The organism is Acidobacteriota bacterium, assembly GCA_020853395.1.
Lineage (GTDB): Bacteria > Acidobacteriota > Vicinamibacteria > Vicinamibacterales > SCN-69-37 > JADYYY01.
This window is the reverse complement of sequence record JADYYY010000011.1, coordinates 291,960-304,332: the sequence shown is the minus strand read 5'-3', so window position 1 is coordinate 304,332 and position 12,373 is coordinate 291,960. Positions and strand designations below refer to the sequence as shown.

Sequence of the window (12,373 nt, the reverse complement as noted above, 5' to 3'; positions counted from 1 at the left end):
ATTCGAACTACCGTCATGGCCGCCGCCGGCGACCGCCGAATGCCGATCTCGACACGGAAACCTCGCCGAACCGAACGACGGCGCGCTGCATGACCGGATGAGCGCCTCGTCGGCTATGCTGTTCCCCATTCAGATGACATTCGAGCCCTTCCGCAGCCCGGCGTTCGAGGTGACGGGGTCGAGCGGGATGGCCGATGGATCGATCCACGGACATCGGCAGGCCCGCGCATCGAGTTGCGCATGGGGGGAACGGCATCGGCGAGATTCGAATCCTCGCCGAGCAGCAGTTGGGGGACGCATGAGACGACGACTCGGGATCTTTGTTTTCGCACTGACGGCTGCGGCGGCAGGGGTGACGATGCCGCTGACGCTGCACGGGCAGATCGGCACGTTCGCTCCGGACTGGACGTTCACGGGCGCCGCGCTGACGGGCACGCGCCAGGTCGGCCAGGCGAACTGGACGGCAACGAACGGCGAGATCGTCGCGGTGCCGTCGTCGCCAGCGGGCGGATGGCTGCTCCTGCCGGGCGGCTTCCAGGACGTGCAAGTCGGCGGTGAGTTCAGGTGCAGCGGCGAGTGCAGGGTGGGCGTGATGCTCAGGTCAGAGACCGCGCCCGACGGCACGAAAGGGCTCTACGGCGTGCTCGCCGGCGGCGCGCGGGCCGCACAGGCGATCGTCGTCGGCGCCGACGGTGCGATCGGCGCGCCCGAGCCGCTCACCCGTCCGGCGCCCGGGCAGTACCGGCTCGCGCCGCCGGCGCCCCAGCCCGGTGCGGCCGGTGCACGCGCAGGCGGAGGTGGCGGCGGCCGCGGCGGCGCCGCACCAGCCCCGGCGATGCCGTTCACGTCGAAGTTCCCGCCGGCGCCCTCCGACGCGCTCAGGCCGAACGACTGGAACCAGTTCGAGCTGATCGTCGATGCCGACATCCTCCGCGTGGCCGTCAATTCCTACCGGCCCGCCGGCTACTTCGACGGCTCGAACGGCCTCGTCGTGGCGACCGACGGCAAGGGCGGCGGCTACGGCCCCGTGGCGCTCTACGTCGGCGGCACCGGCGAAGTCCGGTTCCGGCACCTGGCCCTGAAAGATCTGAACCGGCGGATCACGCCGGCGCCGAACGTGTCGGCCCGCTTCCGCGCGCAGCACATCGAGGACTTCTATTACGGCTGGTCGATGGCCGCCGGCGACTTCAATCACGACGGCGTGCTGGACGTGACGACCGGCAACCGCTACTACCTCGGACCGAAGTTCGAGGAGTCGCGCGAGCTGTACCTGGGCCAGCCGTACAACCCGGCGAAGGAGTACGGACCCGCCATGGTCAACTACGCCGCCGACTACACGGGCGACGGTTGGGACGACATCCTCGTTGTCGAATCGCGGCCGCCGGTGCTGTACGTCAACCCGCGCGGCGAGAGCCGCCGCTGGACGCGTTACGCGATTTCGCCAGCGGTGACCTCGGAGGCGATCGCCTTCAAGGACGTCGACGGCGACGGCAAAGCCAACCCGATCTTCGCCGGCGGCAACGTGGTGCAGTGGATCGCGCCCGACCCGGCGAATCCGACGGCGCCCTGGAAGGTTTACGTGGTGTCCACGCCTGGACCGCCAGGTGCCAGCATCCACGGCGTGGGCGGCGGCGACGTCAACGGCGACGGCCGGCTCGACATCGTCGTGCCGCACGGGTGGTACGAGCAGCCGGCGAGCGGCCCGACGACCGTGCCCTGGACGTTCCACCAGGAAGCCTTCGGCCGCGCCGGCAACGCCGGCGGCGAGTTCGAGATCTTCGACGTCAACGGCGACAAGCTGCCCGACATCGTGACGTCGCTCGCGGCGCACGGCTTCGGCCTCGCGTGGTACGAGCAGAAGAAGAGCGCGAGCGGCGGCGAGCGCACGTGGGTCGAGCACGTGATCATGGGAGACTTCGCCGCGAAGAACCCCGGCGGCGTCACCTTCACCGAGCTGCACGCGCTGACCGCGGCCGACATCGACGGCGACGGCATCAAAGACATCGTCACCGGCAAGCGCCGCTGGGCGCACGAGGAGAGCTACGTCGATCCCGATCCGATGGGGCCGGGCGTCGTCTACGTGTTCCGCACGATTCGCGATCCCAAGGCGCCGGGCGGCGCGCGCTTCCAGCCCGAGCTGATCCACAACCGCTCTGGCGTCGGATCGATGGTGCAGACGGCCGACCTCAACAAGGACGGCGCGCCCGACGTGATCGTGGGGACCAATACCGGCGGCTGGATCTTCTGGAATCAGCGGCCGGCCGCAAGAGGCCGATAGCCCGCTGGTCCGTTGGTGGTCGAGCCGGAGGCGTCAGCTCACCGGCTCGACCCCATCCATGCGTCCTGAAGGTTCACGTCTCGTGGTTCACCGGGCCGGGCGGATGTCGGGCGCGGCGGACGAAGCGCCGGCGGTCTTCTTCGTCGCCGTGCCGGCCATCTGCGCGGCGCCGTCTGCGAAGTCCAGGTAGGCGTCGACTTTGTCGTTTCCCGGCGTGAGCGTGATGACGGCGCCGACGGCTGTGCCCTGATAGTCGAAGGCATAGCGCAGCACGAGGCTCGGACCGGCTTTCGACAGATCGGTCACGGCCGACTTCCCCATCGCCGACGAGGCGACTTCGCCGACGACTTTGCCGTCGACGACCTTCAAGGTCACGTCGAAGGTCGCAGGCCCGTAGTTGCCGTTGGCCGAGACCGTCCACTCGCCCAGAAACGCCTCGACGTTGGTCGGCGTCGCGGGCACGGCCGCCGGTGCGCTCTGCGCGGCGACGTGACCCGCGCCGATACCGAAGACGAATGCCGCCATCAGCGCGAGCCGAATGCTGTTCACGATAGTCCTCACAAGACCTCCTGACCGTTCTGTGGCGCGCGCAAGGGACCCGGGCGGCCCGGCGCATGTCTGTTCGCGCAGCGGCCGGCGTCTGCGTCGCCACGACGCAGACCGGGCGTTCGAGCACAGCGAGAGTGTAGACGAGTCTCGGCGGCGGGAGGACGAACGTGGGACACGGACCCGGGGCTCCCAATCGGAAGCCCCGGGGTGAGTGGCTGCAGCCTGAGCGCCTAGCGCGCCGCGGGCGCGGCGGCCGGCTTCTTCCTCAGGTTCTCGAACACGTAGGTGCCGATGTTGACCGAGACGACGATGTCGTTCATGCCGTCTTTGTTCATGTCGGCGATGACCATGTGGGACCCGGCGCCCGAGCGGTTGTGCACGAGCTCGGGCACGAACTCCGCGCCGCCCGGTGCCTGCTTGTTCCGGACGAGCCGGTACGCGTAGATGACCGGTTCCCCCCACGGATCCGGATCCGTGTAGCCGAAGTGCGACATGTAGCGCTTGCCGGTCACGAGATCCGGCAGGCGGTCGCCGTCGACGTCGCCGCAGGCCGCGGCGTGCGGCTCGGTGAACGTCACGTCGCCGGCGTTCTTCGTGAGGAAGTTGTCCATGATGATGTGCTCGACGAACGAGATGTTGCGGTTCGCGTCGCGCTTCTGCTCCCACCACGCCAGGCCGAACCCGTGGCCTTCCATCGGGCCGAACGCGTCGAGCAGGCCGTCGCCGTTGACGTCGAACGTGCAGATCTCCGCGCCGCCGGCGCCGCCCTGCGAGGCGCCCCACCGGCCGAACGCCGTCGGATGGTGCGTCCACGGCCCTTCGGGCGTGCCCTTGGCGGGCTGTTCCCACCACCCGTAGGCGTTGAGGTAATCCGCGCGGCCGTCGCCGTTGACGTCGCCCACACCGAGCCCATGCCCGATGTTGACGCCCCACGGTCCCGGCTCCGAGATCGTGTGCGTCGTCCACATCGCGGTCGGGTTCGCCGGATCCCACTTGGCGGAATCGAACGTCGAGTACCGCAGCGTATTCATGCCGGCGTGGATCAGGTCGGGCCGGCCGTCGCCGTCGATGTCCTTGAAGAGCGTCTCTTCGTTGCCGACCGGCTGGATGGTGATGTAGTGCGGCCAGAGCCGCGACTGGTTCTGCGGGTTGACGTAGAGGTTGCCGATGCCGTTGCCGGCGTTGCCGCTCATCGACAGCACGTCGGGCCAACCGTCGCCGGTGAAGTCGTAGGCGAGGTTCACCATGGCCGGCTGCGGGTATTCGGCCGTCGGGTTGAACGAGTGCGGCGTGTAGACCTGCCGCTGGATCGCGAAGTTCGGGCCGAAGTAGGCGTAGGCGCCCGCGACGACGTCCTGATTGCCGTCCTTGTTGAAGTCGGCGACGGCCGCGCTCCAAGCGTAGTAGTGCGGGTCGAGACGGACGGCGCGCCAGTTCTGGCCCGTGCGATCGGGCCCCCACGCGCGCACGAGCGCGTCCTTGTACATGAAGTTCTTGAACCGCGCTTCGCCCGCGCCGCCGACGTAGAGGCCGATCTGGCCGAAGCCGTTCTTCTCGTTGTCGGGAATCGCGCGATTCGCGCCGCCGCCGCCACCGAGCGAGCCGCCGTTGAACTTCGGCGAGAGGGCGTTCTCGCTGACGAGCAGCTCGACCGTGTTGTAGTCGCCGGCGACGAACGCGCCGGTCGGTCGCTCGGCGAGGCTCTTCGGCAACCGCGCCGCGATCTCGGGCGCGAGCGCCGGCGCCGGCCCGGGCCCGCGTCCGCCGCCACCGCCGGCGCGTGCGCCTTGTCCCGCGCCGCCACCACCCGGGGCACCGCCGCCCGGCGCAGCCGCGCCACCCGCGCGCGCGCCCGCACCAGCGGCACCGCCGCCGCCACCACCACGGCCAGCCGCAGGCGTCGGGGCCGGCAGCGGCTCGCGGCCCACCTCCCGACCCTGCGCGTCGATCTTCACGAGGTAGGGCTGGAGATCGCCGTCGGTGAGGGACATGAGCACGCCCTTCATGCCGCCGTCGGGCGTCTTCTCGGCGCGCACGAGGTATCCTGCCTTGCAGCCGGCGACGCACTTGACCTCGGCGTACATCTGGAGGTCCTGCAGCGCCGCGCCGTTCACGAGCAGCCAGCCGCCGGTCGCATCTTTCGGCGTCCCGACGATCTCGCCGTTCTGCACTTTCCAGTCGGCCTGGCCGATCGGCGTGAACGCCGAGAGCGAGGTGCCGGTGAATCGATAGTCCGCCCGGAAGGTCGGCCCCGCGGCCTGCCCCGGAAGGATGGCCGCGACGGCCAGCGCGGCCGCTGCCGCCCACATCGCCCGCCGTCCGTGTCTCTGTCCGTACTTCGTTGCCATTCCGCTCTCCTTGGCAGCGGAGCCGGGCCGGTGCACCGGCCCCGCTGCTGCACACTCCGCTAGGCCAGCGCCGCCCGGCAGTACTGCAGGCACTTGGCGACTTCCTTCACCGCGTCCGATCCGGCTGGGACGTCGTACTCGAGCTCGATCGAGGCCGGGAACGTCCACTTGTTCTTTCTCACGAGCTGGAGGATCTCCTTGATCGGCGTCTCGCCGGTCCCCCACGCCAGGTTGAGCGCGCAGTGGCTGGGCGAGGTGCGATCCTTCAGGTGATAGCTCGCGATGCGGCCGTGGTACTTGTTCAGGAAGTCCATCGGCGTCCCGCCGCGGCTGCCGCCCGCGATGAAGTGGCCGAGGTCCACGTTCGCCATGTTGCCGGGCGAGATCGCGAACGCCTGGTCGAACGCGGTCATGCTCCCCTGCAGGTGCGTGTGGTAGGCGACGTAGATCTTCTTCTTCATCGCCCAGTCGCCGAGCCGCTTGAGCGTGGCGGCCGCGTTCGGGCCGCTCGGCAGCTCGAGCGTCACGTGATTGGCGCCGAGCGCTTCGGCCACCGCGAACGTGTACTCGAGATCCTCGTCGCTTCCCTGCCGCACGTCCTTGACGGCATAGATGCTGACGCCGGCGTCGTTGTACATCTTCCGCAGATCCTTGAAGATGCTCATCGACAGGCCCGAGCGCCACTTGCGTTCGGCTTCGGCCGCGGCGATCTGCTCGGGCGTCTGCTGCCCGCGGCCGCCGCCCCCACCGGCGCGTGCGCCCGCGGCCCCCCCTGCCGCGGGGCCGATAGCTGGGTCTTCACCCGGCTGAGCCGGCGCACAGCGCACGCCGTTCCACTCGGCGGTCAGCGTCGCCGGGTCCGGCCCTCCGCGGCCACGGCCGCCGGCGCCCGGCGCGCCGTCTCCGCGGCCACCCGCGTTGGGCGGCGTGAACCCGGTGCGTGCCATCGCGTACGCGTTGACGGGGCCTCCCATCAACTCGATCTGGCTGATCCCCGAGTCCACGACGTACTTCAGCGTGGCTTCCGCGCCCTGGTCGGGCAGGCTGCGGTAGCTGTACGTGATCGTGCCGATCCGCACGCCGTCGATCGTCGAATTGGGCTTCGCCTGCGCGAATGCCGACGCGGCCCATCCCAGGTCCGCCACGCCTGCCGCCGGCAGCGCGGCCAGTGCCAGCTTCGTGAACTCGCGCCGCGAGTACTGCGGTCTCTCTCGATGCTCCATCTCCGGCCTCCCTCGCCTCACCGTGATCCAACGAGTTGCTTCAGGATAGGTGCGAGGATACCCCTGATCCGGCCGGCGAACCCAGGTCCATCCTCATCGCCCTGCCTTCTTGTAGTTGTTGAAGAAGATGAACGTGCCGCTCGCCGCCGACACCACGATGTCGGGCGTGCCGTCCTTGTTCAGGTCGCCGGTGTCGGCATGCGATCCGATGCCCGCTCGGTTCGAGACGAGCTCGGGCACGAACTCCGCGCCGCCGGGCGCCTGCTTGTTGCGCACGACCTTGTAGACGTACAGCACCGGCATGCTGAAGTTGTCGGGATCGCCGTACTCGAAGTGCGAGTGGTGCCGCTTGCCGACGATGAAGTCCTTGATGCCGTCGCCGTTGATGTCGGCGAACGTGCTGCCGTGCGGCTGCGTGAACCACACGCCGCCCGCGTTCTTGTCGATGGCGGTATCGAAGATCATGTGCTCGACGAACGAGATCGCCCCGGTCGCGTTCCGCTTCTGTTCGTACCAGGCCGCGCCGAATCCGTGCGCCTCGAGGCCGGTCACCACGTCGTTCAAGCCGTCGCCGTTGACGTCGTAGACACCCATCTCCGCGCCGCCGGTCGCGTTGCGTCCCAGTTCCGCCGGGTGATACGTCCAGAGCTTCTGCGCGCTGCCCTTCGGCGGCTGCTCGAACCAGCCATACGGGTTCACCCAGTCCGCGCGGCCGTCCCCGTTGATGTCGCCCGCCCCGAGGCCGTGATTGAGGTTCGGGAACCCTGCGGACGTTCCGGCCCAGGGCCCGCGTTCCGAGATGGTGGTCGTGACCCAGACACCGGTCGGATTCGCCGGATCCGGCCTCGAGTACTGCAGGGTGTTCGCGCCGGTGTGCATGATCTCCGGCCTGCCGTCGCCGTCGAGATCTTCGAGCAGCGTCTCTTCGCCGCCCACCACGTGATCGGGCAGCGGCATGACCTCGAACTTGTCCCAGCGGCGGCTCTCGCCCTTGGGGTTGACGAACAGCGTCCCGAGGCCGTTGCCCGCGTTGCCGCTCATGTTCAACACGTCGGGCCAGCCGTCGCCGGTGAAGTCGTAGGCGAGCTGCACCATCGCCGGCAGCGCGTACTCGCTCGTCGGGTTGAACGACTCGGGAAGGTAGATCTGGTGCGCGCCGTTGAAGTCGGGCCCGAGGTAGTAGAACGGCCCGGCGACCACGTCGTTGTTGCCGTCGCGGTTGATGTCGGCGATGACGGCCGAGTAGGAGTAGTAGAACTCGCTCAGCCGCTGGACGCGGAAGTTCGAGGAGATCTTCTCCGCTTCGGTGGGCCGCACGTTGAAGTCCTGGTACGCGACGTCCTTGAAGCGCGCCGGCGCCGTGCCGCCGACGTAGAGCGCGATCGGCCCGTACTTGCCGACCTGATCGGTCAACTGTCCGGCTGCGCCGGCGGCCGCCGCGCCGTTCAGCCTCACGGTGTAGCCGTTGTAGGTGATGTTGATGTCGACCGCGTTCGCCTGATTGGGCAGATACGCCCCGCCCTGCCGAGCCAGCCGGGGCAAGCTCACGCCTGGCGGCAGCGTCACCGGTTCCGCCGCGCGTCCGGCCGGCATACCACCGCCCGTCGTCGCGCCAGCCTGCGGGCCGCCGCGGCCGCCGCCACGGCCGCCACCGCGCCCCGCGGGCGCCGGTAGCAGGTTACGGCCGGTCTCGGAGCCTTGCGCGTCGATCGTGACCGCGAACGACTTCAGCTCGCCGTTCTCGACCTGCAGCAGCACGCCGCGCATGCCGCCGTCCGGTGTCTTCTCGGCGCGCATGAGGATGCCGGCCTTGCAGCCCGCGTCACACGTGATGTTCGAGAACACGCCGACGTCCTGGAACGAACGCTTCAGCACGAGCCATCCGCCGGCCGGCGTCTTCGGTGTGCCGACGATCTCGCCGTTCTGTGCCTTCCAATCCGCCGCACCGAGCATCGTCCAGTCGGCGAGCGACGACCCCGTGAAGATCACGTCGGGCCGAAATGTCGGGCCGGTCGCGTAGGCGGTGACACCCATGACCAGGCTTGCGACGACAACGAACGACAAACGCTTCGACATCACGATGATGGCTCCCTCTTGACCGTTTCGACGAGCACCCGGAATCGGCGCCAGCCGATCGACGCCGACCGGTGAACGTCCGGCCAGGCGTGGGCTCGGGCCCCTGGCCGAGCGCTCGCGCGTTCCAGGCCGCGCCCGCTGGCGTTGAAGTTGTGAGTGAACTGCACAGCCCTCCCTACACCCGTCCGTTCTCCTGTCTCCAGTCGGCGGCCAGCGGGTTCAGTCGATCGGCGCCGAACTCGCCGTCGTACGCGACGAGGCGGTACTTCAGCGTCAGCGTCTGCCCGTTCGGAATCGCGTACTCGCCGTACGTCACGATGCTCGGCTGGATGTTGCCGGTGCTCGGCGGATTCCACCAGCGCGTTCTCGGATTCGACGCGTGGTTGATGACGGCGTAGCCGGCGGTCTTGCCGTCGAGGACGTGCGTGCGCGCATACCACGGCGCGTCGGGCCAGGACGTGCTGCCGTCGACCATCGACGGGTTGCCGAGATCCAGCTTGCCGTCGGGCGAGGCGTAGGACGACGACTGCGCGTCCGACCGGCCGCTCACGCAGAAACCTCCGAAGGACCACTCCGGCAGCACGACGTCGACGTTGTTCGGGGTGAAGCGATAGGTGAGGTCGAGCACGTAGGCGCTCGGCACGGCGTGCACGCCGGCCGTGAGCGTTTCGCGCATGAGCACCTGGTCGTGTACCGTCCAGTCGTTCTGGATCTCGAGCTGCGCGGCCGCCCGATCCGCCTTGACGAGCTCGATGCTGCGGTTCCTGATCACACGGCCGGCCATCAACGCGTAGCGTCCCCAGCCCCAGTAGTCGCCCACGAGCACGTTGCCGCGGGTTGGCTGGTTCTGTCGCGCCAGAACCTCCGGCGAGGGCGGCGGCGCGGCGGCACGTCCCCCGCCTGGCCCCTGCCCGGCGGCGCTCGCCAGGCCGTTACCACCGCCGCGGCGTCCGCCACCTGGACCGGGGCCGCCCTCGCCCCGGCTTCCCCCTCGTCCCGGCGGCCCGCCGCCCCGCGGTGCCGGCGCCGGAATCGGCTCGCGAAACTCCACGGTGTGCCACGCGAAGAAGACCCCGCGATAGTGGCGATGCCCGGCGCCGAATACCGTCAGGCGCTCGCCGGCCGGTGAGTTGAGCGGCGCGAAGCAGCAGACGCTGTTCGCGCTCATGTCCGTTTCGGCCGGCTTCGACGTCAGGTACTCGAACACGACGCGGCCGTCCGGCGTCTTGAGCGTCTTGCCGAGCGGTCCTGGAACGAGCGTGTAGGCGCCGGGCTGCGCCGGACGGCGCCCTTCGGCCGGCGTCACGGTGAATCCGCCGATCGCCGCGGCCGCCGTGGTCAACAGAAAATCTCGTCGCTGCATGTCTGCCTCGAACGACCGGCGCGCCGCGCCGCCGGCCGCCGGAAGAACGTGCGACACAGTCTGCGAGCAGCCGCCGAGGCCGTCTAGGCGGACGCGTGAATCGTCCTGAAAATTCCTGAATTCGGCCCGAGGCTCAGCGGTCGACGCCGTCGAGCACCCACAGGTGACCGGTGGCTTCGTACATCGGCAGGAACAGGTGGTTGGTGGAGATCACCATCCCGAGCTGACGGAGAAAGGTGGGCAGGATCCGCGGGCCGCGGTCGAACGACGTCACCCGGAAGACGCCACTTTCCGGCTCGCCGGTCTCCGGGTCGAAGCGGCGCCCCCAGACGTCCGGACGTCCGCCGCGATTCGACACGAAGTACAGCGTGCGGCCGTCCGGCGCCCACCGGGGCTTGTCGTCGTACGACTGGCCGTCGGTGAGGGGCGTCCAGCTCGCGCCGCTCCTGGCCGGCATCACGTAGACAGTCGACACGCTCCGATCGTTCAGCGGGATGGCCGCGAAGCTGATCCATCGCTGATCCGGTGAGAACCGGTGCTGCACGAGATCGGCGCGCGGATCGTAGGCGAGCTGGCGCGCCTCGCCGCCGTCGACCGGCATGACGCAGGTCCCCATCGCGGGTTGGGCCGGCAACCGGCAGCCGCCGAGCAGGGCGCGGCCATCCGCCTGCCAGTCGCCCGGCACCATCGTCGTATCCACGGGGACGTCGAGGAGCCGTTCTTCGCGGTTGTCGACCGCCAGGATGGAGATCACGCGCTCGGCACGGCTGCCGCCGCCGCTCCGGGTGCGTTGGTAGGCGACGCGTGTGCCGTCGGGCGACCAGCGCGGCAGCGAGTAGCGCCATTCGGTGGTCGCCGCGAGCAGCCGGGGATCCTCGGCAACCGACGATCGTTCCCACAGCTCGAAGCGATCGCTCCGCAGCGATCGATAGACGAGGCGCCGTCCATCAGCCGACGCGTCCATGTCCTGCTCGTCGGCCTGGCCGGGCGTCACGTCCTGGCCCGCGTCCACGATCCTCCCCGATGCCGCGTCGAACGCGTACGACCAGAAGCTCAGCCTCGGCGTGCTGACGCTGAACGCGAGCTGACGGCCGTCGGGCGACAGCGAGAGGCCGGCGTTCCTGCCCGGTCCGGTCGTCAACTGTTCCAGCGCGCCGGTCCAGGCCAGCGTGCGCGGGCGCACGGCAACGCGCCAGAGATTGCGCACGGCCTCGCTGCGCCCTTCGAGAAACAGAAACCGCCCCGTCGGCGCCCAGACGAACTGGAGAAGGCTCACGCCCGAGCTCGCCAACTGTTCCTGGACCGCGGCTGGGATGTCGGAGCGCGTGACCGGGGCGCCGCCGGGTCGAAACGTCGCGAGCGCCCAGGCGTTGGCTTGATCGCGTCCCAGGACCGAGAGCCGGCCGTCGGGATGCCAGGCCGCGTTCACGACTGTCAGGCGGCTGAGCGCCGGGCTGGCGACGCTCGCGAGCCCTGTTCCGTCCGGTCGGATCAGGCAAAGACGCGTCGCGCCGGCCGTTTCGGCGCCGGCCCGGGAAAAGAGGATGAGATCGCCGGATGGCGACCATCGCGGATGCGTGCCGAAGTCGGTCAAGCGCCGTTCGGCGCCGCCGTCGGCGGCGACGACGAAGAGGCCGCCGCCATCGCGTTCGGACCGGAACGCGATGAACCGGCCGTCAGGCGACCATGCAGGCTGCCAGTCGTTCGCCGCGGACGACGTGACGCGGACCGGCGGCGTCGCCTCGGCGACGGCCTGGATCCAGATGTCGGCGTTGCCGAGTCGATCGGACGCATACGCGATGCGCGTGCCGTCGGGAGACCACACCGGATCCTGCTGCAGGCCGCCTTCGTACGTCAGTTGCCTGAACGTGCGTTCCGCTGGCGGCGCGCCGCCGGAATCCCGCCAGACGAACCACCACCCGGCGGCCGCGCCCGCCACCAGTACCGTGGCCGCGACGGCAGCTCGCCAGCCGACGCGCCTGCGATCGATCGTTAACCCCGGCACTTGCGCCGGAACGGGCGGTGCGGCGGCCTGGTCTGAGACGATCGGCGATGACAGGTCGCGGCGAGGTGCGGCGACTGGCGCGCGGCACACCGCGGGGAGCTCCTCGAGCGTCGTGACCGATGCCACGAAGCGGTAGCCGACGCCCGGCACCGTCGCGATGTACTCGCGCTCTTCGGGCCGCTCGCCGAGGATCTTGCGGATGGTGCTGATGTGGCGGGCGAGGTTGTTCTCTTCGACGATGACCCCGGCCCAGACGCGGCGCATGAGGTCGTCTTTGCTCAGAAGCTCGCCCGGGCTCTCGACGAACGTCGACAGCAGGGCGGCGACGCGGGGAGTGAGGGCGACGGGCGTGCCATCGTGCCACAGGCGTCCGCGCAGCGTATCCAGCACGAACGGACCGAACGCGCGATATCGGTCGGGCTTCACGGCAGGACCTGGCAGCGCTGCCATCCTACTCCCCGGCCGAGTCGGGCGCAATCAGGAGGGTCGCGCCGCACGAAACACGGCCGGGCGAGGCATCGCCGCGCCGGA

6 protein-coding genes and 1 pseudogene are annotated in these 12,373 nt (G+C 69.7%); 1 reads left to right on the top strand and 6 read right to left on the bottom strand.

Annotated features, from left to right (window positions below):
• Nucleotides 1-298 precede the first annotated feature (298 nt).
• Nucleotides 299-2,278 carry a VCBS repeat-containing protein gene (locus IT184_12605; GenBank protein MCC7009642.1) on the top strand — a complete coding sequence of 660 codons (1,980 nt, stop codon included), beginning with the start codon at nt 299-301 and terminating at the stop codon, nt 2,276-2,278.
• Between the two features lie 87 nt (nt 2,279-2,365).
• Here IT184_12605 and IT184_12600 read toward each other — a convergent pair whose 3' ends face one another.
• The 6 genes and pseudogenes from IT184_12600 to IT184_12575 all read right to left on the bottom strand — a co-directional run bounded on the left by IT184_12600 (nt 2,366) and on the right by IT184_12575 (nt 12,268).
• Nucleotides 2,366-2,827 (bottom strand): hypothetical protein, encoded by a 462-nt coding sequence (locus IT184_12600; GenBank protein ID MCC7009641.1) that lies wholly within the window; start codon nt 2,825-2,827, stop codon nt 2,366-2,368.
• 230 nt (nt 2,828-3,057) lie between these two features.
• Complete coding sequence (locus IT184_12595; protein ID MCC7009640.1) at nt 3,058-5,175, bottom strand: VCBS repeat-containing protein; 2,118 nt, start codon at nt 5,173-5,175, stop codon at nt 3,058-3,060.
• Between the two features lie 947 nt (nt 5,176-6,122).
• Nucleotides 6,123-6,278: pseudogene (locus tag IT184_12590) on the bottom strand (sugar phosphate isomerase/epimerase).
• A 213-nt stretch (nt 6,279-6,491) separates the two neighbouring features.
• Nucleotides 6,492-8,474: a VCBS repeat-containing protein gene (locus IT184_12585; protein ID MCC7009639.1), complete on the bottom strand. Its 1,983-nt coding sequence runs from the start codon at nt 8,472-8,474 to the stop codon at nt 6,492-6,494.
• Between the two features lie 175 nt (nt 8,475-8,649).
• Nucleotides 8,650-9,837, bottom strand: a complete 1,188-nt coding sequence (locus IT184_12580; protein ID MCC7009638.1) for a PmoA family protein — start codon at nt 9,835-9,837, stop codon at nt 8,650-8,652.
• A gap of 133 nt (nt 9,838-9,970) precedes the next feature.
• Complete coding sequence (locus tag IT184_12575) at nt 9,971-12,268, bottom strand: PD40 domain-containing protein (protein MCC7009637.1); 2,298 nt, start codon at nt 12,266-12,268, stop codon at nt 9,971-9,973.
• Between the last annotated feature and the right edge of the window lie 105 nt (nt 12,269-12,373).

Bases quoted from the DNA above. Each gene is read 5' to 3' on its own strand.
- IT184_12580 (MCC7009638.1), bottom strand. From the start codon at position 9,837: ATGCAGCGACGAGATTTTCTGTTGACCACGGCGGCCGCGGCGATCGGC.
- IT184_12605 (MCC7009642.1), top strand. From the start codon at position 299: ATGAGACGACGACTCGGGATCTTTGTTTTCGCACTGACGGCTGCGGCG.
- IT184_12585 (MCC7009639.1), bottom strand. From the start codon at position 8,474: ATGTCGAAGCGTTTGTCGTTCGTTGTCGTCGCAAGCCTGGTCATGGGT.
- IT184_12595 (MCC7009640.1), bottom strand. From the start codon at position 5,175: ATGGCAACGAAGTACGGACAGAGACACGGACGGCGGGCGATGTGGGCG.